The organism is Lysobacter sp. Root690 (assembly GCF_001427785.1).
Taxonomy (GTDB): Bacteria; Pseudomonadota; Gammaproteobacteria; order Xanthomonadales; family Xanthomonadaceae; genus Lysobacter.
This window is the reverse complement of sequence record NZ_LMHM01000012.1, coordinates 351,937-376,996: the sequence shown is the minus strand read 5'-3', so window position 1 is coordinate 376,996 and position 25,060 is coordinate 351,937. Positions and strand designations below refer to the sequence as shown.

General features: G+C 67.1%; 23 protein-coding genes. 6 read left to right on the top strand and 17 right to left on the bottom strand.

The genetic code is table 11. The features are described from left to right. Positions 1–101: 101 nt before the first annotated feature. Complete coding sequence (locus tag ASD86_RS27225) at positions 102–275, bottom strand: hypothetical protein (RefSeq protein ID WP_162253642.1); 174 nt, start codon at positions 273–275, stop codon at positions 102–104. 45 nt (positions 276–320) lie between these two features. Between ASD86_RS27225 and ASD86_RS09460 the strand changes: the two genes are divergently transcribed. Beyond that, the gene (locus ASD86_RS09460; protein ID WP_162253641.1) at positions 321–1,787 is read left to right on the top strand and encodes a S8 family serine peptidase; all 1,467 of its coding nucleotides are present in this window, start codon (positions 321–323) and stop codon (positions 1,785–1,787) included. 63 nt (positions 1,788–1,850) lie between these two features. Here ASD86_RS09460 and ASD86_RS09455 read toward each other — a convergent pair whose 3' ends face one another. Further along, a complete protein-coding gene (locus tag ASD86_RS09455; RefSeq protein ID WP_056109762.1) occupies positions 1,851–2,330 on the bottom strand; it encodes a hypothetical protein in 480 nt (159 codons plus the stop codon). 412 nt (positions 2,331–2,742) lie between these two features. Next, the gene (locus ASD86_RS09450; RefSeq protein ID WP_157476383.1) at positions 2,743–3,291 is read right to left on the bottom strand and encodes a hypothetical protein; all 549 of its coding nucleotides are present in this window, start codon (positions 3,289–3,291) and stop codon (positions 2,743–2,745) included. A gap of 80 nt (positions 3,292–3,371) precedes the next feature. On the opposite strand from ASD86_RS09450, the gene ASD86_RS09445 reads away from it, so the two are divergent. Further along, on the top strand, positions 3,372–4,496 hold the full coding sequence (locus ASD86_RS09445; protein ID WP_056109758.1) for a histidine kinase: 1,125 nt from the start codon (positions 3,372–3,374) through the stop codon (positions 4,494–4,496). After that, on the top strand, positions 4,493–5,260 hold the full coding sequence (locus ASD86_RS09440) for a LytTR family DNA-binding domain-containing protein (protein ID WP_056109755.1): 768 nt from the start codon (positions 4,493–4,495) through the stop codon (positions 5,258–5,260). The genes ASD86_RS09445 and ASD86_RS09440 overlap by 4 nt, the downstream gene beginning before the upstream one ends. A 248-nt stretch (positions 5,261–5,508) precedes the next feature. On the opposite strand, the gene ASD86_RS09435 is transcribed toward ASD86_RS09440, so the two are convergent. Then, a complete protein-coding gene (locus ASD86_RS09435; RefSeq protein ID WP_056109753.1) occupies positions 5,509–6,747 on the bottom strand; it encodes a hypothetical protein in 1,239 nt (412 codons plus the stop codon). Between the two features lie 171 nt (positions 6,748–6,918). Between ASD86_RS09435 and ASD86_RS09430 the strand changes: the two genes are divergently transcribed. Continuing rightward, positions 6,919–8,151 carry a WG repeat-containing protein gene (locus tag ASD86_RS09430; RefSeq protein ID WP_056109752.1) on the top strand — a complete coding sequence of 411 codons (1,233 nt, stop codon included), beginning with the start codon at positions 6,919–6,921 and terminating at the stop codon, positions 8,149–8,151. Positions 8,152–8,266: 115 nt separating this feature from the next. On the opposite strand, the gene ASD86_RS09425 is transcribed toward ASD86_RS09430, so the two are convergent. The 5 genes from ASD86_RS09425 to ASD86_RS09410 all read right to left on the bottom strand — a co-directional run bounded on the left by ASD86_RS09425 (position 8,267) and on the right by ASD86_RS09410 (position 14,941). Then, the gene (locus ASD86_RS09425) at positions 8,267–9,526 is read right to left on the bottom strand and encodes a YcaO-like family protein (RefSeq protein ID WP_056109750.1); all 1,260 of its coding nucleotides are present in this window, start codon (positions 9,524–9,526) and stop codon (positions 8,267–8,269) included. An 89-nt stretch (positions 9,527–9,615) separates the two neighbouring features. After that, on the bottom strand, positions 9,616–9,753 hold the full coding sequence (locus ASD86_RS26565; protein WP_157476381.1) for a hypothetical protein: 138 nt from the start codon (positions 9,751–9,753) through the stop codon (positions 9,616–9,618). Between the two features lie 270 nt (positions 9,754–10,023). Then, positions 10,024–12,183 (bottom strand): aminodeoxychorismate synthase component I, encoded by a 2,160-nt coding sequence (gene pabB, locus ASD86_RS09420; RefSeq protein ID WP_157476379.1) that lies wholly within the window; start codon positions 12,181–12,183, stop codon positions 10,024–10,026. A gap of 103 nt (positions 12,184–12,286) precedes the next feature. Then, complete coding sequence (locus ASD86_RS09415) at positions 12,287–13,006, bottom strand: 4'-phosphopantetheinyl transferase superfamily protein (RefSeq protein WP_056109746.1); 720 nt, start codon at positions 13,004–13,006, stop codon at positions 12,287–12,289. Positions 13,007–13,285: 279 nt separating this feature from the next. Next, the gene (locus ASD86_RS09410; RefSeq protein ID WP_056109744.1) at positions 13,286–14,941 is read right to left on the bottom strand and encodes a M4 family metallopeptidase; all 1,656 of its coding nucleotides are present in this window, start codon (positions 14,939–14,941) and stop codon (positions 13,286–13,288) included. 368 nt (positions 14,942–15,309) lie between these two features. Between ASD86_RS09410 and ASD86_RS09405 the strand changes: the two genes are divergently transcribed. Further along, positions 15,310–15,819, top strand: coding sequence for a hypothetical protein (locus tag ASD86_RS09405; protein WP_157476375.1), 510 nt, complete (start codon positions 15,310–15,312; stop codon positions 15,817–15,819). A 197-nt stretch (positions 15,820–16,016) separates the two neighbouring features. On the opposite strand, the gene ASD86_RS27755 is transcribed toward ASD86_RS09405, so the two are convergent. From ASD86_RS27755 to ASD86_RS09360, 8 genes are all read right to left on the bottom strand, one after another. Next, complete coding sequence (locus ASD86_RS27755) at positions 16,017–17,105, bottom strand: M4 family metallopeptidase (protein ID WP_235567734.1); 1,089 nt, start codon at positions 17,103–17,105, stop codon at positions 16,017–16,019. A gap of 1,047 nt (positions 17,106–18,152) precedes the next feature. Further along, positions 18,153–19,346, bottom strand: coding sequence for a glutathionylspermidine synthase family protein (locus tag ASD86_RS09390; RefSeq protein ID WP_056109736.1), 1,194 nt, complete (start codon positions 19,344–19,346; stop codon positions 18,153–18,155). A 90-nt stretch (positions 19,347–19,436) separates the two neighbouring features. After that, positions 19,437–20,045, bottom strand: a complete 609-nt coding sequence (locus tag ASD86_RS09385) for a DUF1190 domain-containing protein (RefSeq protein ID WP_056109734.1) — start codon at positions 20,043–20,045, stop codon at positions 19,437–19,439. Between the two features lie 8 nt (positions 20,046–20,053). Continuing rightward, complete coding sequence (locus ASD86_RS09380) at positions 20,054–20,461, bottom strand: DUF350 domain-containing protein (RefSeq protein ID WP_036113111.1); 408 nt, start codon at positions 20,459–20,461, stop codon at positions 20,054–20,056. A gap of 64 nt (positions 20,462–20,525) precedes the next feature. Further along, on the bottom strand, positions 20,526–21,194 hold the full coding sequence (locus tag ASD86_RS09375) for a DUF2491 family protein (protein WP_056109732.1): 669 nt from the start codon (positions 21,192–21,194) through the stop codon (positions 20,526–20,528). Between the two features lie 183 nt (positions 21,195–21,377). After that, positions 21,378–22,433 (bottom strand): potassium channel family protein, encoded by a 1,056-nt coding sequence (locus ASD86_RS09370; RefSeq protein WP_056109730.1) that lies wholly within the window; start codon positions 22,431–22,433, stop codon positions 21,378–21,380. A 416-nt stretch (positions 22,434–22,849) separates the two neighbouring features. Then, the gene (locus ASD86_RS09365; protein WP_056109728.1) at positions 22,850–23,614 is read right to left on the bottom strand and encodes a PspA/IM30 family protein; all 765 of its coding nucleotides are present in this window, start codon (positions 23,612–23,614) and stop codon (positions 22,850–22,852) included. Beyond that, a complete protein-coding gene (locus ASD86_RS09360; RefSeq protein ID WP_056109726.1) occupies positions 23,611–24,027 on the bottom strand; it encodes a DUF2170 family protein in 417 nt (138 codons plus the stop codon). Before ASD86_RS09360 ends, ASD86_RS09365 begins: the two co-directional genes overlap by 4 nt. A 461-nt stretch (positions 24,028–24,488) precedes the next feature. Here ASD86_RS09360 and ASD86_RS09355 point away from each other — a divergent pair, with 461 nt between their 5' ends. Then, positions 24,489–25,004 (top strand): c-type cytochrome, encoded by a 516-nt coding sequence (locus ASD86_RS09355; RefSeq protein ID WP_056109724.1) that lies wholly within the window; start codon positions 24,489–24,491, stop codon positions 25,002–25,004. Positions 25,005–25,060: the final 56 nt, after the last annotated feature.

The window sequence follows — 25,060 nt, the reverse complement described above, 5'->3', positions numbered from 1 at the left end:
ATTCGTGACTCGCCTCACCGACACGCTCGACGCGGACTGGCTACTGTGTGCCCCTCGCGTTGCCATCGCCATTGCGACTCAGCCAGGCATCGCTCCGATCTTCATCGCATCGCATGGATCGTTTTCGCGGCCTTCAGCGTCGTCGTCGCTTCGATGACATCCGCATCGGCGCGGCCATGCACAGCCATCGCGAATCCACGCAAACCGTCGCCTGCTTCGCGCGACGCGGCGTGGTCGGCAGACCCAGAACGCATCGCAAGCAGCGATCGCCACATCATCGCGCTTGCATCACCAGGACGATTCCCACACGGAGGTTTGCCATGAAACGTACATTGAAACCGCTTCACCGCCTGCTCGCCGCGGCCCTGGCGCTCGCCATCGCACCGGCCGCGATCGCCGCATCGGCTACTTATTCGCCGCCGATCAAACCGGCCAAGACCACGCTGGGCCGTTACCACTCGCGCGAGTTCATCGAGGTCAAGTTCGTCCAGGGCAGCGGCATCGGCCTGGTCAACGGGCGGCTGTCGTCGGCCACGCACGGCCGCGGCTCGGTGCTGGACGCACTCACCGCCGGCGCCGGCCCGATCGCGACGGTCGAGCCGCTGTTCCGCGCTTCGCCCGCGACGCTCGCATCCACCAGCAAGGACGCGCAGCAGCGCTCAGGCCGCGCCCTGGCCGACTTGAGCCAGTGGTACCGGCTGCGGCTGCGCCCGGGACAGGACGCGGCGCGCGTGACCGATCAACTCAACGCGATGGCGCTGGTCGAGATCGCCTACCCGGCGCCGCTGGCGGTGCCGCCGCCCACGCCCAACTTCAACGCCTATCAGCAGTACCGCGGGCCGATCGCGAGCAACGGCGTCGACACCGATTACGGCTGGAACTACTCCGGCGGCGGCGGCGCGAACATTCGCGTGCTGGATATCGAATACAGCTGGAACACCGACCACGAGGATCTGTCCAAACTGCGCCAGCCCGGCGCGCGCATCGCCAACGGCACCGCGGTCGATCCGTTCGGCAACACCGACCACGGCACCGCGGTGATGGGCATCCTGTCCGCCGACAGCAACGGCTTCGGCGTCACCGGCCTGGTGCCCGACGCCATTCCCCAGTACACCAACGCGTACAACGTCGAACGCGGCTACGACCCCGCCAACGCGGTGTTCACCGCGGCCTACGCACTGTTGCCCGGCGATGTGATGGTGCTCGAACAGCAGGCGTTCGGCCCGCCCGGTTGCGGCGGCTATGTGCCGGTGGAATGGATACCGTCGGTGTACGACGCGATCGCGCTGGCGACTTCGCGCGGCATCCATGTGATCCAGGCCGCCGGCAACGGCAACATGAACCTCGACAACGCCGCCTGCTTCGGATCGCCGTTCCCGAACGGCCGCCCGGATTCGGGAGCGATCATCGTCGGTGCCGGCGGACCGAGCGTGGCCGCGTGCAACAGCGGCGTAGCCGAGCGCGCGAAGCTGTCGTTTTCAAGCTACGGCGCGCGGGTCAATCTGCAGGGTTGGGGCGCATGCGTGACCACGACCGGTTACGGCAGCCTGTACAGCGCCGGCATCAATTCGCACTACACGGGCAGTTTCGACGGCACCTCCAGCGCGACGCCGATCGTGGCGAGCACGGTGGTCGCGCTGTCGGGCATCCTCAAGATCCGGGGTTTTATCGCCACCCCGCAGCAGATGCGCGATGCGCTGATTGCGACCGGCACGGTACAGACCGGCGGTGGGCACATCGGCCCGCTGCCGAATCTGCGCACGGCGCTCAATTCGCTCGGGCTGTAAACCTGCGATGAGCCATCGGCGGACGCGCCGCCGCGTGCGGCGCGTCCGCGCGGCGCGTACGAATCACGACGACTTCGGAAGCGGCGGCAGCGGTGCGGGCTCGCATACCTCGGGCGGACACGGCGTATCGGCAATGCGATCGATCACGACGCTGTTGATGTGATCGTGATCGAACGGGTGGCCGATGCTGATCTTGTTGCCGCCCTGCCGGGTGGACCAGTAACCCGACGACGCCCGGGAATGCGGACTCGGCGGCATGTAGTCGGGCTTGGTCCAGAAACGCCGGGCGAACTCGTTCGCGTCCGGACCGGGCTGGGCCAGTTCGATCACCAGCATGCTGTTGGCGGGGTCGCTGTCGCTGATCCGCAAATCGACCGCCTTCACCACCAGCCCGGCGAACCGCCCGCCGCTCGCGGCGTAGAAGGTGAACGATCCGTTGTCGGACTCTTTTTTCAGTCGCACCGACAGCAAGGTTTCGACGTAGTCGACGCTCAGGGTGTCGGCGGCCACCACGGTGTCTATTGCGTTCTTGATCGCGGTCATGGCGTCGGCCGGTGGGATTGCGGCTTGCCGCGACGAGGTCGTCGGGGTCGTGGACGGCTGTTTTCCGGCGCTCGCGCCATCAGCCCGACTGCAAGCGGTAGCCGCGGTCAGCGCCATGACGCAGACCGCGACGCATAGCAGCAACCGACTACGTTCGATCTGCGTGTATTGGCGCAAGCGTTGCGCGACATGCGGCGATCGGTCGCGCGAGCGTTGGAATGGCATCGGTCTTCCTTGGCATGCGCCGCATCGGCGGTGGGGCGAATCTACCCGGGAGAACTTTCGTTCGCAAGCAACGCGCGAGCGGTCGCGGATGTTCGATTCGCGCTCGATTCGATACGGACACAAAGGACTTAGATGATGCGGGAGCGCTTCGACTCCGACGCACTGCGCCCATTGGCTACGCCCGCTCTTACGGATTGGGCGCCGCATCGGCCGTGGCCGGCGATGCATCGACGGCGACGCCATCGGCCGCCGCTCGCCCCCGCCGCAACGGTTGAATGCGCAGGCTGCGATTGCGGCACACATCGATATCGCTGTACACCACCGCCCGGCCGTTGCCGAAGGTGAAGCGCAGATCGTAGACGCATTGTTCGCCGGCCCATTCGATGGTGGCCGAATCGCCGCCGCCGTCGATCGCTTCGCCCAGCGGCTCGGGCTGAAAGCGGTCGCTGCCGGCGGGCGCGATAGCCAACGCGACCAGGCGATCGTGGGCGCGATTGATCAGTTCGAAATAGTGCGTGCGCGTGCCGGCCTGGGCGGGCAGGACGGTGGCGAACGAGAACACGGCGACAACGGTCAGAACTGCGGCGCGGGACGATCGCATGGCCAGACTCCGGTGCGGGATGGTGGTGGCTCGGGCGCCGACGCCATCCGCCGGCGCTCCGATGCGCGCATCACAGCCGGCCCGGGCCGCGCCGGTCCACGCGTTCGGGACGAATCGTCGCTGCGGCCGGACCAATCGTAGCGACGCGAACCAATGCTGTTCGAAGCGCGTGCAGGCGCTTAGGATCGGCGCTGACTCCGCTGCATCGGCCGCTCATGAACATCCAGCTCGGCGACACCGTCATCGGCCTGCGCCGCTACCTCGGCCTGTGGTCGGCGGTGGTGCTGGTGTTCGCGCTGCAAGGCCTGGTGCACGACGCGCTGCTCGGCTCGACGGTGTGGTCGATCCTCGATTACCTGCGCTGGTCGATGATCCAGTGGTACACCTGGGCCGCATTGGCGCCGATGGTGTTTCGTCTGGCCGCGCGCCGGCCGATCCAGCCGCCGACGCCGCTGCGCGCGCTGACCGCGCATCTGCTCAGCGGCGCCGGCGTGACCGCGCTGGCGCTGGCGATCGGCGCGACGGTATCGACGATGACCGAGCCGGGCTCGTTCGGCGAGCAACTGCAGCAGTACATCGGCCGCTACGCGGCGACCGGTTTCATGACCTATTGGGCGCTGCTGGCCATCCAGCATTCCTTGCACTACCAGGCCGAGAAAGCCCGCCGCGAGGTCGAAGCCAGCCGGCTCGCGACCGAACTGGCGCGGTCGCGGCTGCAGGTGCTCAAGACCCAGTTGCAGCCGCATTTCCTGTTCAACACCCTGCACGCCATCGTGACCTTGCTCAACGAGGACACCGTGTCGGCCGAAGACATGCTGCTGCGCCTGAGCGAGTTGCTGCGCGCGTTCCTGGAGGACTACGACGGCCAGGAAATCAGCCTGCAACGCGAACTGGAACTGCTGGACCTGTACCTCGGCATCCAGCGCGTGCGCTTCAAGGATCGGCTGACCACGCAGATCTATGTCGCGCCCGATACCGTGAACTGCGCGGTACCGAGCCTGGTGCTGCAGCCGATCGTCGAGAACGCGATCCGCCACGGCATCGGCCGCCGCGTCGGCAGCGACCGGATCGAGATCGATTGCCGGCGCGAAGGCGATCAGCTGTGCATCGACGTGCGCAATCACAACAGCACGCTAGATACCGAACGCACGTCCGAAGGCGACGGCGCGGGCCACGGCATCGGTCTGTCCAACACGCAACTGCGTTTGCAGGAACTGTACGGCGATGCCGCGCAGCTGCGTCTCGACCTGATCTGGCCGCAGGGCGTGGCCTGCCGCATCCGGCTGCCGTTCCGCGAGCTCGACTCGGCCGACGACGAACCGGAGCATATTGGCGCATGAGCCTCACCGCGCTGGTGGTCGACGACGAACCGATCGCGCGCCGCGCGATCGTGCGTCTGCTCGACGCCGACGCCGAGATCGACGTGCTCGGCGAATGCGGCGACGGCGCGTCCGCGGTCGAGGCGATCCGCAACCAGTCGCCCGACCTGGTGTTCCTCGACATCCAGATGCCGGCGATGACCGGGCTGGACGTGGTCGCGGCGATCGGCGCGCAGCGCATGCCGGCGACGATCTTCGTCACCGCCTACGAGCAATACGCGGTGCGCGCGTTCGAGGCTAACGCGGTCGACTACCTGGTCAAGCCGTTCAGTCGCGAGCGCTTCGCCACGACCTTGCAACGCGCCAAGTCGCGCTTGTCCGCGGCCGGCGACGCTCAAGCGCGGATCCTGCAGGCGCTGGAAAGCCTGCGCCAACGCGACGAGTACCTCGAACGCATCGCGGTGCGGGTCGACGAACACGTGATCTTCGTGGCGGTCGACGACATCGTCTGGATCAAGGCCAACCGCAACACGGTGCAGATCCACCTGGTCGATCGCATCCACGAACTGCGCGAGACCATGTCCGCGCTCGCCGCGCGCCTGGATCCGCGCCGCTTCGCCCGCGTGCATCGCTCGGCGATCGTCAACGTGCAACGGGTGCGGACTATCCATCCGTGGTTCAACGGCCACCATGTCGTGACCATGGACAACGGCCAGCAGCTGCGCATGAGCCGGTATCAGCACGAAACCTTTCTGCGCCTGGTCGGCTCGCGGCGCGACGATTGAGCGCGGGCTGCGGCGTGGGCGCGGCGCGTCGGATCGGATGCACGCCAGGCCGGTCGACGAATCGTCGCCAGCGAGATGGCGCGGTCGCGGCTTGCGCCGCTCCTACAGTGGGACATCGCCACTGGCGTCGCGTGTGGAAGGATCGACTAAGCCCGCGCGTCCGACTGTAGGAGCGGCGCAAGCCGCGACCACGAATTCACGTAAACGGCGAACGCAACATCACGCCATCCACCCCGAACAACGACCGCTCACCCCAGCCAGCGACGAATCCGCCGATACACCTGCGCATCCCCAAGCAGGTCGAGATGGTGCAGGCCATGGCCGATCCAGCGATGGCTCTTGGGAATATGCAGATCGAACGCGGGATCGGGATGCAGCCCCAGCGCACTCGCGACCGGCACCAGGGTGTCGCCGCTGAAGCGTTGCGCCGCCGCGAGGCCGCCGACGTTCGATGCACCTTCTTTATCGGTGGATACCGCGATCGCGTAGCTGCGCACAGATTCCGGCAGCGGCAACGGCGTGCGCGGATCGCGGCGGCCGTCGTCGCCGTGCTTGCGCCAGTCGGCTTCGATCAGGTTGCCGTGGCGCAGGTCCTGGATGCCGGCGCTGCGGATCTTGCCGAGCCGCGCGAACGGCGCGGTGTATGGGCTCAGCCCGATCAGCATGTCGAACCAGCTGCCGGCGCGCTCCAGCGGCGCGCCGTGATGCGGGGTGCCGAGGAACACCAGACTGTCGAGCCGGCTCAGCCACTGCCGCTTGCCGCGCTGCGCGTGGTAGCAGGCGCTGCGCGCGACCAGTCCGCCCATGCTGTGGCAGACGATCGCGAAACGTTCCACCGGCACCGGCCATTCGCGCAGCAGTTTGTCGAGTTGCGCCGACAGCTCGCGGCCGTTGCTGGAGATATGGCGACCGGTGTTGTAATGCAGGTACACCGGCGTCCAGCCGGCATCGCGGGCGAGCGCGGCGCCGTAATCGTGGCCGTTCCAGTTCCACTGCAGGTCGTTCATGCACAGGCCGTGGATCAGCACCACGATCTTGCCGGTGGCTTGCGGGTAGGCCGCCGCCAGGGATTTGCGCCCAAGCTTGAGCGGCCGGCCGTCCTTACGCAGGTGCATGTCGATCGCGAGAGGATTTCCGGTCGCGGCCAGATGGTCGCCGAGCACACCGTTGAGCGCGGACACCACCGCGCCGCGCTGCGGCAGCGAGTCGATCCGGTTCAGCAGCGGCGCGAACTGGGCCAGCGCCAGGTCCAGTCCGTCGCCGACGAAGCGGGTGATGCCGCGCACGCTGCGGTAAACCAGGCCGGTGATGCCGCGGGTCGGGTCGCGCACCGCGGCGCCGAGCGGCGACGGCAGGGCGACGATGGTGGCGTGGACGGATTCGACCAGATCGGTCACGCCGGTGATGGCGTCGATGGTCAGGCGGCCGATGCCGCGCAGGTCGGTGCCGTGGCCGGCCACGGCGTCGGCGGGCGAGCGTTTCGGCATGGGCGTCCTGCGTCGGTTGAGCGGACGCCCAGCCTACTGCACGCGAGATGGAATATCGCGCACAAGCCGCGACGCTTGTTCGGTCGCGGCCGAGGTCGCGCGAGCCCGTTCGCCGATACCGCGAGCGCCGATTCGTGCTAATCATCAGCCAGCCCCCAATGTCGGCCTCCGATGCGCAACGCCTCGCTCCGCCTGATCGCATTCGCCTTGTCCTGCGCCCTGGCCGCCGGCTGCGCGCCGGTGCGCTATTACCAGGCGCTGTCGGGCAAACAGATTCCGCAGCGCGAGCCGGCGCCGATCGTCGAACAGGGGCAGCCGGCGCCGGCGCACCAGACGGTCGCGACTTACGGCGACGGTTTGCGCCTGGCGCGGATTCACAAACACGATGAGCAGGCTTTCGGCATCGTCGATCGGAAGAACCGGGTGGTGATCCCGATCGGCTATCAACACATCATCGATCGCGGCGCCGACGGTTTCGGCGCGATCGGCCTGCAAAGCTTGCGCAGTTTCGACCGGCAGGGCCGGCAAACCGCGACCACGCTGTTCGAAAGGGAGCTGAACTTTGTCAACGGCCAGGCCGTCGCGATCATCAAGCCGCCCGGTGGTGATGCCGATGCCGAGCGTTACGGCGTGATCGACACCGACGGCAAGACCGTCGTCCCGTTTGACTATCGCCGCATCTTCGAACGCCACACCCAATCCCGGCCCACGGTCTCCTGGTATCTGGTGGAACGCGACGTGAGCACGGCGGGCGAACCCAAGCGCTATCGCACCGGCTTGCTGGATGCGCGCGGCCGGACGGTGCTGCCGATCGAATACTTCGATATTTCGCCGAACGTGGATGTCGAAGGCCTCGACGAAGGTTGGGCGATGCTGTTCGAACGCGAGCACCGCAGCGTTGCGGTGAATTTCCTCAGCGGCGTGCGCATGCCGCGCGCGGGCGGTTCGTTCTACGGCCGCACCGTGGGCTATTCGACCTTGCTCAATCCGGAGCCAGAAACGCTCAACCAGTACCAGAAGATGCAGTACCGCAAGGCCAATCCCGCGCGCTATCGGCTGGAGCTGTTCGACACCCGGGGGCGACTGGTTTACGACCAGCGCGATATCGAAGTGACCTGGGACCTCAAGGGTCTGATCGCGGTGTCGCGCGCGGGCAAGTTCGCGCTGCTCGATGCGCAGGGACGGCCGCTGAGCGAGTTCGTGTACGACGCAGTCACGGACTTCGGCGGCGGACAGGCGCTGATGGAACGCGACGGCACCAAGGTTTGCATCGACGCGGCCGATCCGGCCGGCACCCAGCGCGCCGCGCGCCAATGCCGCAAGGCCACCACGTTGAAGAACAAGAACGATCACGAGCGCGCGCCCAGCGGGTTCCCCGCTGTCTACCCGCGTTACGGCGGCTGAAGCGTGAGGTGGTACCGGCGCCGCGACGAACGCGACGCCGACTTCAAGTCATTGGCCTCACCTCATCGGCGTTTCGAATCATCAGCCCCGACTCGCAGGATTCCGATCGCGGCATTCAAGCCGATGGCGCCAACGCCGGCACCCGCAGACGGCCTTCCAGCAGGTCCATGCCGCGCCGGCCCGGGCCCATCGCGATGCCCGAACTCACCATGAAGAAGCGTTCGAGTTCGAACGACACGCAGCTGACGATGCAGAACGCGCCCGGCGCGTGCTGGTTGATCGCGTAGTACACGCCGATGCCATGCCGACGCAGATGCGCGATCATGGCGGCTAGCATCGCTTTGGGCGGCATCGGCGCGCGCGCGGGATGGGCCCAGTCGACCCGTTCCAGCCGGTCGGCGCGGACCTGGAAATAGGCGCAATCGCGCAGCTTGCGGTATTCGCTCAAAGTATCCAGCGCGAGCCGGCTGTACTCGCGCATCTTCGGCGTGCGCGACTTGATGTCGATGCACTGCACCAGTTCGGTCAACGCGCGCGTCGCGGCATGCGCGGCGTACAGCGACGCGCCGTAGCCGCAGGGAAACGTTTCCTCGTCGGCGAGGATGTCGGCGGTGGTGGCGATGAAGGCCGGGAACTGCAGGTCGGTGGTCACATCGATCAGCCACACCTCGCGATCGAGTTGCCCGCACACCGCGCGGTGGATGCGCGCGACCTCGTCGGGCAGCGACTGCGGATCGACGATCACGCCCAGGCGGGTCGGATCGCCCAGGTAATGCGCGATCAGGAACAGCGACCACGCATCGCGCTCGACCAGTTCGCCGATCGCGTGGACCGCGGCTTCCTCCAGGCTGGCGCCGATCGCCACGCCGCTGTTGGAGCTGAAGCGGATCGCGCTGGTGTAATCGAAGTCGTCGCCCTCGACCAGATTGTGCAGATACGCCGGGTAGGTCATGAACAACGGCACCGGCACGTTGTCCTCGCCAGGGCCGTGCTCGTCGAGGCGGCGATAAGCGCGGCAGGCCAGCTGTTGTTGCGGATTGGCCTCGAACGCGGCCACGAACGGCAGGCCGGCGTAACGTGGGTCCTGGGCGAATTGTTGCGAAGGCACCAGCGCGATGGGTTCGTCGGCCGGCGGCTTGCGCGTGTAGTAGTGCTCGACCGCTTCATACATCGCGCCGGTCAGCGAGGCGGCGGCCTCGCCCTTGCCGAAGCCGTTGCTGATGGCGACACCGTCGGCGTCGTACAAGGTGCACACGGTCGAAGCGATGCCCTCGCCGAGCACCTCGATCTGCATCCGCCAGCCCTGATCGCGCACGTAGCCGCGGATCACCGCATCGGCGTCGGCCAGCGATCGTTCGCGTTCCAGTGGAATCATGGCGTCGCTCCTTGCTCGACCGGGCTTGCGCGTAGCGCGGCGGCACGAACAAGTCCGTGCCGCGCGCCCGACAGCAAACCGTCGCCGGCTTACTTCGCGTACTGGTCCAGGAAGGATTTTTCCTTGGCGGTCAGCTCGACCTTGATCTGCTGCTCGAAGATGACCTTGCTGGCGTCTTCGATGAGCGGGCGCGGCTTGAACACGGGGATATCGATCGCCTTTTTCATGGTGTCCCTCTTCAGGTGATGTCGCCGATGGCGTGGATGCAGCGACGCCGAAGCCGGAAACCACGCGACTTCCATGTCGGCTGCCTGTTGTCTATACCCATGGCACAAGAACGGTGTCAATCGCGAATTCGGCGACCTGTCGTGTGTGGAACCGCGATCACACCGGCATGCGCGTGGGCGATGCAGACCGCGCCGAATTGCGATTGCATGAAGGCCGGAAGCTGGCTGAATCGGCGATTGTGAATCCGGCCGGCGCCGCCATTGCGCCGATCAGCGCGCGACCCGATGCAGCCGCAAACGCTCGCCATCGAGCTCGTAGGCGAAGCCGGCATCGGGCCGAGCCAGAAAGCCCCACAGCGGCCGCAGCACCGCTTCGGCCTTGAGCAGCACTTCCTGGAACTCGGCCTGCGGGTCGGACAGCCAGGTGATCGCGCCGCCGGCGCCGAACGCGACGCTGTCGCCGTCGTAGGACAAGGTGCGGATGCCGATGTTGAGATCGGCGACGCGGTTGTAGCCCAGATAACCGATCGAACCGCAATAGACGCCGCGCGCGCTGCGTTCGAGCCGATCGATGATCTGCATGGTGCGGCGCTTGGGCGCGCCGCTGATCGAGCCGCCGGGGAAGGTCGCGCGCAGCAGGTCGATCAGGCTGCGATCGGGCCGCAACTGCGCCTCGACCGTGCTGACCAGTTGGTGCACCGTGCGATAGCTTTCGACTTCGCGCAGCTTCGGCACCTCGACCGTGGCATGCACCGCGACCCGGTTGAGATCGTTGCGCATCAGGTCGACGATCATCAGGTTTTCGGCGCGATCCTTGACCGACTCGGCCAGATGCCGCGCGTACTGCGCATCGAGTCGCGGGTCGTCGGAGCGGCGCATCGTGCCCTTGATCGGCTTGGTCTGGATGCGGCCGCCACGGTCGACACGCAGGAAGCGTTCCGGCGAGGTGCTCAGCACGTGGTGTTCGCCGCTGCGCAGATAGGCGCCGAACGGCGCCGCGTTGCCGCGACGCAGACGCAGGTACAACGCGAGTGGATCGAGTTGCGCGCGGAAGCGGAAGTGATTGGTCAGGCAGATCTGGTAGGACTCGCCGTCGACGATGGCGCGGCGGCAGTGTTCGATCGCGGCCAGGTAATCGTCGTGGCCCAGGTCCATGTCGACTTCGAGCGCATCCAGCGGCGCGGCCGGCGATGCCGGCTCGGGCGCGGGCTGGGCAAGAGTCGATGCCGCCTGCGCGGCGATCGTCTCGAGCCAGCGCTGCGCGTCGGCCGCCTGCGCGGTATGCGGCGCGGCGATCGCGATCGCCCAGGCGCGACCGCGGCGATGATCGAAGGCGAGGAATCGATGCACGCGCATCCACAGTGCATCGGGCAACGGCGTGCCGGCGTTGCTGCCGCTGTCGCCATTGCCGTCGCCATCGAACAGCGCCTTCATCTCGTAACCCAGCCAGCCGATGAAGCCGCCGCGGAAATCGAACGGCAATGCGTTTTCGGCGTCGGCCGGCATCGGCTCGTCGATCTGGGCCGCCTCGAGTTCGCGTTCGATGCGATCGAACAAGGCATGTCCTGTCGACAGCGACGCATCGTCGTCGGCGATGCGGTAGGCGAGCAGGTCCTCGTCGTCGACCGCGCCCATGAACGAACACGCCGCGCGCTCCTCGACCGCATCCTGGCTGTCGAGCCAGAAGCTGTTGCGCTGCCGCGCGTACAGCGCGTTGAACACGGTTTCCGGATCGAGCTTCGCGTCCAAGGGCTTGCACCACAGCTGCAAGGCGTGCGGCGGTGCGATGGGCGCGGCCGGCGGCGGCTGTATCACCGGCGCGGCGAGACTGACGAAGGCGCGGCCGTGATGCCGCCGCACCAGATCGCGGAAATTCGCGATCAGGTCGATGCCGTGTTCGCTCAGGATCGATTCGGGATGGAACTGCACGCCCCATTGCGGGCGATGACGATGGCGCAGGGCCATGATCAGGCCGTCGTCGGTGTGCGCGGTCGCCTGCAACGCGGGCGGCAGCGGCGCCGCCGCGATCAGCGAGTGATAGCGGACCACGTCGAACGATTCGGGTAAACCGGCGAACAGCTCGCTGCCGTCGTGATGCAGGCGCGAGACCCGGCCGTGATAGGGCTGCGGCGCATGCGCGATGCGGCCGCCTTCGGCGTAGGCGATGCCCTGGAACCCCAGGCAGACCCCGAGCAAGGGCAGCGCGCTGTGCGCGATCGCCTGGCGCGCGACGTGGAAGTCGGCCTCGTGCTCGACGCTGCCCGGACCGGGCGAGACCACGATGCAGTCGTAGTCCTGGTCGGCCCGCAGTTGCTCCCAACCGCACGCATCGTTGCGCAGCACGGTCGGCGCCTGGCCGAACGCGCGCCCGATCTGGTCGGCGAGGTTCCAGGTGAAGGAGTCGTAGTTATCGATCAACAGGCAACGCATGATCCGGCCATTGTCGTACAAAGCCCGGGCGCGGCGGTGGTTCGGTGATGGCTCATCGCGATCGGGCCGCGTGCGCGACCGTCGCGGCGGCGGCGAACGGCGCTCAGTCGCTGGTGCGCAGGCAGCAGGCGATCGAACGCACGCCGCCGTCTTCGAAGGCGATATCGACCTCGAAGGCCTGCCCGGCCCGCACCGTCGGCGACAGATCGATCGCGGCCAGGAAACCCAGGCGGCCTTCGTCGACCCGCGCCAGCCGCATCGCCTCGAAGCCGAAGAACGCGCGCACCTGCGGGTACAGCGCCTTGTACAAGGCTTCCTTGGCCGAAAACGCCGCCGCCAATCCGGCCACGGCATCGTCGAAGCCGGCCTCGATCAGCGCCTGTTCGGCGTGGTCGACGACCACGCCGCGAATCTCCCCGGCCAGACGCGCATCGATCCGCGATTCGATGTCGATGCCCAGGCCGATCACCCGCGGATCGGCGCTCGCGAGGCAGACCGCGCGGTCGCCGGCATGCGAGATCGAGGCGATCGCCCCGGCCGGCCACAGCGGTTCGCGATCCGGGCCGATCGCGATATCGGCCGAAGCGATCCCCAGCCGCGCCAATGCGCGCCGCGCGCAGATCCGGCCGGCGAGGAATTCGCCGCGCCGCTTGGCCACCGCGCGCGCGAGCTGGGGCGGCAGGCGCAAGCCATGGCCGGGGTACAGCGCGTCGTCGTAGGCGTCGAGGCGGAAACGGCAGGCGTAACCGGTCAGTGGTTGGCCTCTTACCTGCGTATCGAACGGCGCGGCCTCGCGGAGGAAGGCGTCATGGTTCGGATGCATGCGCTCAGACTCTCGCGTCGCGCGGTAGTGCGATGGCGATCGCGGCGATGCGGCGGGTGGGCGAATGCGGGCGACACGGTAAACGCATGAGGGGTCCGTTACGAAGATCGGGTGCAACGCGGAACGTAATCGCGGCTATATCGCTGGAAATCAAACGACTGCCTCGGCTCATGGTATCGGCTCTCGACGCAAAACGGCCCGCCGAAGCGGGCCGTCGCAAGGCGATGCGGCATCGCGCCGCCGCGCACCGATTGAAACCGACGCTCGGCGGCGCAGCCCTCAGTTGACGCTGGCCGCGCTCCAGGCCCGCGCGATCGTGGTCTGCTCCGGCGAACCGGCCCCGTACAACTCGGCCGCGGCGGCCAGGGTCGCCGCGCGCGCCTGCGGGTAGGTCGTGCTGGAGGTGAACTTGGTGGTCAGCGCGCGATACCAGATCTTGCCGAACTTGTCCCGACCGATGCCGACGATGCCGGTGTCGCCGTTGCACACGAGCTGGGCCGGGGTCAGCGTGGTGCCGGCCGGAGTCACCGCGCCTTCGATCGCCAGATAGGCCATGCGGTTGGCGACGCCGGAGGTGTAGTGCGGGTCGTGGATGCCGCCCGCCGCGAGATTCGGATCGAATCCGCTGCCGCCGATGTAGCAATTGAACGACTTGCCGTCGGCGCCCTGGTTGTACATGTCGCGGAATGCCAGCCCGCCGGTGCGCATGATCTCGCCGATGCGGTAATCGCCCGGGTCGTTGGGGTGGTTGGCGTAGAACTCGACCAAGGTGCCGAGGATGTCGGAATTGGCTTCGTTCAAGCCGCCGGCATCGCCCGAGTAGGCCAGGTTCGCGGTCGCCGCGTTGACCCCGTGCGACATCTCGTGGCCGGCCACGTCGATGCCGACGATCGGGCCGTAACCGCGGCTGGCGTCGCCGTCGCCGTAGAACATCACCTTGGTCAGGGCGAAATAGGCCGCGTTGACGCCGGTGGTGCCGCCGGTGGAGGTCTTGAAGTTGGTGTGGGCGTAGCTGCTGATGCCCTTGTTGTCGTTGTACAAGCCCAGGCGGCCGTGCACGTTCTTGAAATAATCCCAGGTCGCGCCGACGCCGTAGTGGATGTCGGTGGCGACGGTGGCGCGATCGCTGAGGGTGTTGTTGCCCCAGGTGTTGTCGGCGTCGGTGAACAAGGTCGCGCCGAGGGTCGCGCCGAGGATGTCGAACAGGTTGGAGATCGCCGCGCCCTTGGCGTCGTAGACCTTGCCGCTGCCGCGGGTGGTGTCGATCAGATCGAACTTGGTCGCGCTCTTCTGGTCGGTCGGCAGGCTCAGGTTGCCGTAGTAGAACGACTTGCCGGTGCCGATCGCGGCCGCGGTCTGCAACTGGTCCTGCACGTCGAGCACGCGGCCGTCGCTGGCATCGACGTAATAGGTCACGAAGCCGGAATGCTGTTCGGTCTCGTCGCCCTGCACGGTGACCTCGTAGGCGAGCACAGGCGTCGCGCCGCGCGCATACACCACCAGTTCGTTGCCGTGGATCTTGCCGACCTGTCCGTTGAAGCGCGCGCCGGCTTCGATCGCGGCTTGATCCTTGCCGATCACGCGCGCGCTCAGCAATGGACGCTGCGCGCTGCGCAAGGTCAGCTGCGCGGACTTGAGCTCGCCGCGCTGCAACTTCACCACCACGTCGCCGCCGATCACGCGCAAGCCCTGATAGCTGCGGGCGAAGCGCGCGTGCTGGGTGCCGTCGCGGTCGATCACGACGTCGCGCGCTTCGAAGCGGTCGGCGGCGCTGGCGCGCAGCAGGCCGGGGTTGCCGGCGATCAGGCTGCGCGCCTGCGCGGTCGCGGCGTCTTTGGCGGCGAGGCCGGCGTCGGCGGCGTGGGCGAGCGGCGCGGTCAGCAGCGTCGCGGCGATGGCGAGAGAGAGTCCTTCCTGTTTGAACCGGGTAGTCATGGCGTCCTTACTCCTTGGCCTTGGGTCGCTACGGCCCGGCGCGGCGCCGGGTCCGGTTTCGATATTCGGCATATTTCAGGTGCCATGAGGCGCCATTCAGGGGGTGGATCACGGCAAAACTGCGGATCCGTTGGGAGTTCGCGCTTTTTACCCGTCCCGCCTCCGCCGGGCGCACCTTCGCCGTACGCCCCGGCGCCCGCGGCGGCTTGCCACCTGCGGCGCGCGGTGATCTAAAGTGAGCCGTCGAACGCGCGGCCCGGTCGGTCTCGGCCGTGGCATGCGATGGCGATACGCGCCGGCTCGGACGCTTGCGTCCACGAACTCGCCGGCGCGCCCTCCTGACGAACGGATTCAACACAGGTGCCTGGATGAGAACGATCTTTTGCGTGGTCTTGTGTCTGCTCAGCGGCCAGAGCCTGGCTGGCGGCGACATCGTCCCCACCGACGATCCGGGCAGCGACTGCGTCGCGGCCACGATCGTCAGCAAGCGCAGCGCGGGCAATCGCAAGTACGACGAGGCCTACTGCGCGGTCAACAAGGACCCCGCCGCGTATCGCACCTGCCTGAAGAACGCCGCCACGAACCCGACGATTTCGTTCTTCACCGACCGCTGCGGCGATGCCGAAGACGGCGCCTATGTCAGCTTCAACGGCAAGACCCATCAGGTACGACGCAAGTCCGAATCGCCGCACCGCGAGGTGCGTTACGCCGGCACCTATACGGGCGAGAGCGTGAGTGTGCGCGTGGTGCCCGGCAAGCTGATCGAGCGTTTCGTCGAAGACGGCGAAGTGCTGGGCATCACCCACTCGGTCGATGTGTTCATCACCCAGGGAGGCGAAACCGTGAAGATCCCGGCGATCTACGACGACCGGCACTGACGCGCGGCCGCCGCGTGCCTCAGAACGCCGAAGAAGCGCCGAAGACTCGCCAAGTCACCGCAAACCCGAACGACAACGGCCCGCCGAGGCGGGCCGTTGCCATTACGCGCACCGGCATGCGCGCGGTGCAGCTTGAAACATTATAACTTGAAGCGGGTACGACTTGAAGCGGCGCAGCTTGAAGTGGACAGCGTCGATCAGTTGACCTTGACCGCGCTCCACGCCCGCGCCACCGCGTTCTGCTCGGCCGAACCGTTGCCGTACAGCTCGCCCGCCGCCGCCAGCGTCGCCGCGCGCGCCTGCGGGTAGGTGGTGCTGGAGGTGAACTTCGCGGTCAGCGCGCGATACCAGATCTTGCCGGCCTTGTCGCGGCCGATGCCGGTCATGCCGGCGTCGCCGTTGCAGGCCATCTGCGCCGGGTTCAGGCCGGTGCCGGCCGGCGCAACCGAGCCTTCGGCCAGGAAGTAGAAGAACAGGTTGCCCACCCCCGAGGTGTAATGCGGGTTGTGCGCGCCGTCGGACAGGTTGGGATTGAAACCGCCGGCGATGTAGCAGTTGAACGACTTGCCGTCGGAGGCCTGGTTGTACATGTCGCGGAACGCCTTGCCGTCGCTGCGCATCTTCTCGCCGATGCGGTAATCGCCCGGATCGCTGGCGTTGTTGGCGTAGAACTCGACCAGCGTGCCGATGATGTCGGACGCGGCTTCGTTGAGGCCGCCGGCGTCGCCGGAATAGGCCAGCTTGGAGGTCGCCGCGGTCACGCCGTGGGTCATCTCGTGACCGGCCACGTCGATGCCGACCACCGGGCCGTAGCCGCGCGCGGCATCGCCGTCGCCGTAGAACATGCTCTTGACCAGATCCACGTAAGCCGCGTTGACGCCGCTGTTGCCGCCGCTGGAGGTCTTGAACATGGTGTGGGCGTAGCTCTTGATGCCCTTGCCATCGCCGGCCAGGCCGGCGCGGCCATGCACGTTCTTGTAGTAATCCCAGGTCACGCCGACGCCGTAGTGGATGTCGACGCCGACGGTCGCGCGATCGCTGGTCGTGTTGTTGCCCCAGGTGTTGTCGGTGTCGGTCATCAAGGTGGCGTTGGAGGTCGCCGAGAGGATGTCGAACAGGTTGGAGATCGCCGCGCCCTTGGCGTCGTAGACGCTGCCGCTGCCGCGGGTTGTGTCGATCAGGTCGTACTTGGTCGCGCTCTTCTGATCGGTGGAGATGCTCAGGTTGCCGTAGTACAGCGAACGGCCGGTGCCGGTCGCGGCGGCGGTCTGGATCTGGTCCTGCACGTCGAGCACCTTGCCGCTGGCCGCGTCGACGTAATACTTCACCAGACCCGAATGGCGGCTGTTGCCATCGCCTTGCACGATCACCTCGTAGGCCAGCACCGGCTTGGCGNTGCTCGATGCGGCCGCCGAAGCGCGCGCCCGCCTCGACCGCGGCATCGTCCTTGCTGATGCGCGGGGTCAGCGACGGGCGCTGCTTGCTGCGCAGGGTCAGCAGGGCCGAACGCAACTGGCCGCGCTGCGACTTGACCACCACGTCGCCGCCGATCACCCGCAGCCCACGGAAGCTGCGATCGAAGCGGACATGCTCGGTGCCGTCGCGGTCGACGATCGCGTCGCGCGCCTCGAAGCTGTCCTCGCTATTGCCCTGCAACGCATTGAGATGGTTGGCGATCAGGCCGCTCGCCTGGCTCATCGCCGAAGCCTTGCGCGCGTCGGCGGCATGGACGGCGGGCGCGACCAGCGCCGCGGCCAGGGCGAAACTCAGCACGGCGCGCTTGGGCAGATTGGAATGCAATGACATACGTGACTTCCCCTCAAAGTAAATCGAAAGCCGAACGGATCGGCGGCGGACAGCGGCGGTGGCGTCGGCGCTGAGCGCATCCTCGATCCATAGCGCAAGCCGTGGCATGCGCGAGCGAGGGAAAATCGTGTGCAAAACTGTGCGGTTACGCAGAGTTCGGTGAACTCTTGCAAGCGATGCATTTCGTTTGTGCACGAAGTATGTCTACGCCACGACGACGGGCCGCGTTCGTTCGTACCTGGGCGTATGGATTCATTCGTGTGCCTGCGCGCTTCACACGATGCGAGACCGATCGCGAAGCGGATCGGCGGCATTGTGCGACACTCCCGGTGCATCCCAAACCGTCATTCCCGCGAACGCGGGAGTGACGGCGCTGAAGGATGAGGTTGAAGTCTGTGGATATTCGGCTTCGCCGAAGTAAGGCAGAGCCGCCTTCCCGGGACTCACGTTCTGGAACAGGGGCTACCCGTCCGCGGGCAGGCCGAACGCCCCGCATCGCACATCGCGCGCGATGCGGGCGAGCGCGATCAGTCTTCGACGATCGCGTGCGGCATGAAGCGCGAGGTGTCCTGGGTGATCGGACTGGCGTCTTCGCGGATGCCCATGCCGGCGGCCTGATCGGCGACGACCCAGCTGCCGATCAACGGGTAATTCGCCGCGCCGTCGTCGCCGTCGAAACGCGGCAACGGGTGATGCGCCTGGCGGATGGTCGGGCCGTCCTGATACGGGCCGTCGCTGCGCAGGCGTTCGCCGCTGGCGCTGACCAGTTCGATGTTGGCGCCTTCGCGCGAGAACAGCGGCTTGCGCACCCAACCCGCGGCCAGTTCGCCAGCTCGCGCGGCGGCGTCCTCGAAATGCGCTTCGAGCAGATTCGGATGGTCGCGATGGCGTTCCCACAGCAAGGGCAGCACGCCCTTGTTGCTGAGGATCGCCTTCCACGCCGGTTCGATCAGCTGCACCTGCGAGGCGGCCAGTTTGGCGCCGTATTCCTCGACGAACATCCACTCCAGCGGATACAGCTTGAACAAGGTCTTGATGACCCGGTCCTCGCCGTCGGTGAACCAGCCCTCCTTGCTCAGGCCGATGCCTTCGATGCTCAGTTCCAGCGTGTCCACGCCGGCCTGTTCGGCGCAGTCGCGCAGATAACGCACCGTGCCCTGATCCTCGATCGAGTCCTCGACCGCGGCGAAATGCACCGGCGTGGCGATGCGTTTTTCGCGCGACAAGGTCGCGAAGGTTTCGATCAGCAGTTCCTGGATGCGGTTGTACTGATCGCTGCCCTCAGCCAGAGCGCCGCGCGCGATCGCCTGCTCCAGCCACAGCCATTGGAAGTACGCTGCTTCGTACAGCGAGGTCGGGGTGTCGTAATTGAGTTCGTACAGCTTGGCCGGGCCGCGGCCGTTGTAGGCCAAGTCCATGCGCCCGTACAGATGCGGCTCGCGCTGGCGCCAAGACGCGGCGATCAAGTCCCAGTAATCGGCGGGAATCGCCAGCCGGGTCAGCAGTTCCTCCGAACCGGCCACTTCGTCGACCAGGGCCATCGACATGTCGTGCAGCTCCTGGGTGGGCTGCTCGATGTCGTCCTCGATCTGGCGCAGGCCGAAGGCGTAGTACGCCGATTCGTCCCAATACGCTTCGCCGTCGATGGTGTGGAAGTGGAAACCCAGCGACTGGGCCTGTTCGCGCCAATCCGCGCGCGGGGTCGTAAGGATGCGTTTCATGCCGCTCCGATGAACATTGCGATCGCCGCGCGCCGAACGGTTCGGCGCGCGCGAGCACGACCTGGATGTGGGGCCGACCCCGGGCTCGAATCAACCGCCGCGGCTGGAACCGCTGCTGCGGCTGCCGCCGAAGCCGCCGCGCGCGGCCGCGCTGGAACCGAAACCGCCGCGCGAAACGGTCATCGCGCGCGCCGGCAACGCGGTGTTGCCCTGCTTGCCGTAGACCGTGCCGCTGCTTTTGCCGACCAGTTCGCCGCCCGGACGCAGATAACCGCCGCTGCGGTAATCGCGGTACAGCGGCGATACGCCGCCGATGCCGTAGTAGCCGCGCGGCTGCATCGCCTGGCTGAGCGCGTAGCCGATCAGGAAGCCCGACATCGACGGCATGTAGCTGTGGCTGCTGGTGCTGGCGTTGGCGGCGAGCGGCGCCGGCTGGCAGGCGCCGAACTGGTCGTTGCACTCTTTCTCGCTTTCGAACCGCGGCGCGAGTTTTTCGTGCTCGACCAGCGCCTGCTGGTAAGCCTTCTCGCATTCGGCCGGCGAGATCTCGGTCTGCGCCGCGCAATCCTCGCGCGAGGTCAGCACCTTGCCGCTGGGTTCGTCGTCGCCGCAGCCGGTCAACACAGCCGGCACCGACACCGCCATCAACACCAGCCGCAGCTGGCGCGAACGTTTGCTGTTGCGATCGTGGACAGTCATGGCGGCGCTCACGGGGTCATGGCGGCGGCGTTGATCAGGCCGACGCTGACCGATACGCCGGCCGAGAAGATGCCGGCGGCGGTCTGGTTGAGGGTGATCTGCTGCGACAGCTTGGGCGCGACCAGGCGCGCGAGCAGGAACGCGACCGCCTGCACCACCACCGACACCGCGCCCCAGATCGCCGCGTCGATCAGGCTGACCGAGTTGGAGATCGCCGAATGCAGCGGCAAGGCCAGGCCGATCAGGGTGCCGGCGAACGCAGTCGCCGCGGCGCTATTGCCTTCGCGGATCAGGCTCAGTTCGCGGTGCGGGGTGATCAGCACCAGGGCGAGCGCGGCCAGCACCAGCACGCCGATGCCGATGCCGGCGTAGGCGAGGAAATTGAGGAAGCTGTGGGCGGTGATCGGTGCGTCCATGGAGAGAGTCCTTGCGGCGGAGTGATGCGGTGGAAGCGTTCGCGCTGGAGCAGCGCGCCTGCGCTCAGGTAACGTCGATATCGGCCGTGGTCAGATCGATGCCGATCGCATAGGTAACCACGAACTCGCTCGGACCGTAGTCCTCGGCGGTGACCAGCAGGAATTCCTCGCGGTCCAGCTCGGGCACTTCGCGCCGGTACAGCATGGCGTAGTGGGTCAGGTCGTCGTCGCGACGCGGCGGGTCGTGGCGGTACAGCACTTCGTCGTAGATCACCGGCGGCGCCTTGCCGCCGGTGCCGAGCTGGTCGCCGAATTCGCGATACCAGGTGCGCCCGGCGTAGTCGATATGGTCGGCGCCCAGGTGCGGATGCTCGTGGATGAAACGCTTGAATTCGGCCTGGTTGGCCGGGTTCACGGTTTCCTGGAACACGAACGCCTTGATCCCCTCGACCTGGCCGCTGGCGGTGCTGACCTGCAGATAGGCGTCTTCGTCGAGATAGAACCGGTGCAGCGCGTGGCCGCCGCCCAGGTCGATGTGGCCGTAGCACGGGATGCCCTGGTGGCCCTCGGGCAGGCGCACGGTCCAGGCCTGCGGATGGGCGCGGAACGGCAGGGTGTCGAACGCGACCCGGCCATTGATGCGCAGGCCCAGCGGCAATTCGTGCGCGAACGGCAACGCCGCCGTCTGCGAGGTCTGTTTCTTGCCGCCGAACAATCCGTCCAACCAACCCATTGCGTTTACCTCGTCAGGCTTTGAATCGATCCGCTCGCGATCGATTCGTTATCGATCGACCCACCTTGCATCAGACCGTATTGAACAGGCTGTATTCAATCGGGCTGTATTCAATCAAGTCGTGTTGAATCAAGTCGTGTTAAATCAGGTCGTATTGAATCGGCCCTGTCAATTCAGCCCGCTTCAAACCGCGGCCGCCGCAAGCGAGGCCCACGGCACCCGCGCGCTGTCGATACGCGCGTCGGCAAGGTAATACAACAATGTGCCCGCCGCGATCTCATCGTGATCGGGCGGATTGAGCACCGGCGCGGCGGTACGGCCGTCGCGGTAGCCGATCCACAGCGCCGACTGGGCGCGAAACGCGGCCGCGAGCAGGCCGGCGCGCACCGGCGCGGCATCGGCCGGCACCTGCAGGCTGAACTGGGTCGGGCCGCCCGCGCCGAGCCATTCGCCGGCGACCAGCGAACTGCCGGCGTCCTGCGCGGCGCGCGCGATCACGTCCACGTGCAGCGGCCGGGTGCATTCGACATGCGGGTAATGGCTGCGCACCAGCTGCGCGACCGCCGCGGATTCGAAATGCGCGACCACGTGCGCGCCGGGCTTGTGCGCCATCAGCGCGAACACCGCCGCCAGCGAACGGTCGTCGTGATCGGTGTGGACGATCACCCGCGCGGCCTGGGCGATCGCGGCGCGCGGGTATTCGTTGCAATCGGCGTAGGACTCCACCGCGATGAAGCGGATCTGCTCGGGCAGCGGGTTCTCGCTCAGGCCTTCGGCGATCAGCACGATGCCTTCGTCGTCGGTGTGGGTGTCGGCCAGCAGCAGCTGCACCAGCCGCTGGGTTTCGCGGCCGTGCCAGCCGATCAGCACGGTGTGGCCGTGCATGTCCTCGTAGCTCATCTTGCCCACCTGATGGCGCTTCCAGAAATTGAGCAGACCGGCGCTGGTCTTGGCCAGCACCGAGGCGAACAGCGCGATCGCGCCGGGCATCACGAACAAGGCCGCCGCCCAGCGTCCGGCCGGCGTGCCCGGCGACAGGTCGCCGTAGCCGATCGTGCTGGCGGTGGTCATGTAGTAGTAGACGAACGAATCCCAGCCCAGCAGCTTGTCTTCGCCGGCCCAGGCCAGCAGCAGCCAGGTGCCGGTCATGTGCAGCACCAGCGCGGCGGCGACCACGCCCCAGCTGATCCGGCGCAGATGGCCGCGCAGGCTGCGGAAGAGTTTGCCGATTACGATCATGTCAGCCGGTTCGCCTGGTTACGTCCATGCCACGCGGCTTGGCGCCGATGATGCGAGGGGGGTTGGCTCGCTTCGTTGCTGCGTTGCCTTGCCGTGTAGCTGGTCGTGCTGCCTGTTCGCGTTGCTTTGGAGTGTTGCTGATTTCCAAATGCACCGCGATTCTTCAAGCCGTCATTCCCGCGAAGGCGGGAATCCAGAGACTTTAAGCGTTCTCGCACGAAAGTCGTTGGATTCCCGCTTTCGCGGGAATGACGTTCTGGTGAGATGGCGCTGAAGTCTCTGGATTCCGCCTTCGCGGGAATGACGAGCAAGAGCAACGGCGACAGCAAGACCAACGGCAACACCACAATCGCCTTGCAACCGCCCGACCTCGAACCCGCGACGGCCATCGACCGCCGCAGGCCCGCGAGCCGCCGTTATTCCTTGCGCTCGACCTTGTCGGTTTCCTTCACTTCCACCGCCGGCAGCGACAGCGGCTCGTGGCTGAGCTGCTGCACCGGCTTTTCGCGGAAACGCTCGAGGATGTTCTCGACGCTGGTCGATTCCGGCAGCAGGCCGGCGTTGGCCAGCTTGGCGTTGAGGTCGCCGTCGCCGCTTTCCGATTCCAGCTGCGCGGCGGCCTGCAGGCGCGCGCCGCGCTCGGCCTGGCGGGTCTGGATGCGCTCGAGCGAATCCAGCGCGGTGGTGACCTTGCCGGTGGCGCCGGAATGACGCGCGGCGACCGCGGTCTGGGCGCGCTGCACCGCTTCGGTGGCCTTGACCGTGTCGACCTGCTGCTTGACCCGCGCCAGCTTGCGCTCGGTCGCGGTGATCGCGGTCTTGAGCTGGTTGATGCTGGCGTCGTAGCTGTTGATCGCCTGCTCGTCATTCTTCAGGTCGGTCTCGACCACCGCAAGACGCTCGGCGACTTCGCGCGCCAGGGTCTCGTCGCCCTTGCGCAGCGCGCCGGCGATGTAGGTCTCGTACTCGGCCTTCTTGGCGAAACGGTCCTTGCTGCGGTTGGCCTGCAGCTGGCGCTGCGCCATCACCTTGGTCAGCTCTTCCTTGGAACGGATCAGCTCGGTGCCGGCGTCGCGAATCTCCTGGTCGAGGATCTTCAGCGCGTTGGCGTCGACGACGGCCTGGCCGGCCTCGTGCGCGGTGCCGCGGAACAGGGTCAGGATTTTCTGCAGGATGCTCATGCGGTCACCAGATAGGACTTGAGGGCTTCGACCGCGTCGATCGCGTTGTCGGCCAGGGTGCGGATTTCCAGCTCGATCTGCTCGGCGGTGGAATCGGGCGCCATTTCGCCGAACACGATATAGACGTCGCGTTCGTTGATGGTGGTCAGGCCCAGGTTGGACAGCGGGTTGATCGGGTTCAGGCGCAGGCAGGCTTCGTTGAAACCGGCCGCGTCGCGGACCTGGCCGGCTTCGACCAGCGGGGTGGAGACGAAGATCTCGCGATCGGTCAGGGCGATGGTGATGCCCAGGTCGCCGCTGTCGGGCAGGGTCACCTGGATCGCGCCGTCGGCGGTCGGCACTTCTTCGACATTGTCGGCGCCGAAGGAGGCACCCAGGCGGGTCAACAGTTCTTGTGTGGTCCAGCGGGACATAGGTCGGTCCTTGAAGGGAAAGGCTGACAGGCGCGGGGGCGTCCGGATCGCGGGGCGCGGCGGCGGGGCGCCGTCGCGGGTCCAGCGATCATCGTCCGTGACCGAGCTCATGGATCGCAAAGGTTATAGGGGCGGGCGGCGGGCGGCGCAAGGCGCATGGAAGGCGCATAGGTCGCAAGTCATGGGCGCGCGATCGCGCGCGAGCCAGGCGCGGCGCGCGTTTGCGGCCGATCCGGTGGCGCGCGGCGGCTCGCGTCGCGGTCCAGCCCGCGCGGCGCGCGCTTGAGCTAAACTGTTCGGCGGAACTACCCGACCGGCATTCCCGGCCCGTGGCCCCTGCGCAGTGCAGACGGCCGGCGGCGTCGTCTCGGCGGGTCCGTGCAGCGGCCGCGCCGATCCCCGGTAGCGGCCTCGTCGATGGCTCTATGTGCCCCGGACGGGGTACACGCAATAGGTGGATCGTGCGCAATTACGACCTCGAATTCCTGAAGAAATTCTCGATGGTGATCGGCTTTCTCATGCTGGTGACCCTCGGCCTGATGATCGCGGCCTACTTCGTCCACAAGCAGTTGCCGCAGGAAATCGACCCGCGCGCGGCCAAGCGCACCGAAAACCGGATCGGTCCGGTCGGCGCGGTCTACGCCGGCGCGACCGGCGCGGCCTCGCAGCAGGCCGCGGTCGCCGCGGCGGCGGCCAAGGCCGCCTCGCAGGTCGCCTACGACGGCACCCTCGACGGCAAGGTGATCTTCGACAACCTGTGCGCGGGCTGCCACAAGTCCGGCGCCGGCGGCGCTCCGACCCTGGATGCCTCGCACTGGGCCGCGCGCATTCCGAAGGGCAAGGACACCTTGCACAAGCACGCGCTGGAAGGCTTCACCGGCACCAGCGGCGTGATGCCCGCGAAGGGCGGCAACCCGGCCCTGAGCGCGCAGCAGGTCGCCGCGACGGTCGACTGGATGCTCGACAACATCAAGTAAGCGCGGCGCTTTCAGCGCTTGCCAGCTTGCAACGACGCCGCCTCCGGGCGGCGTTT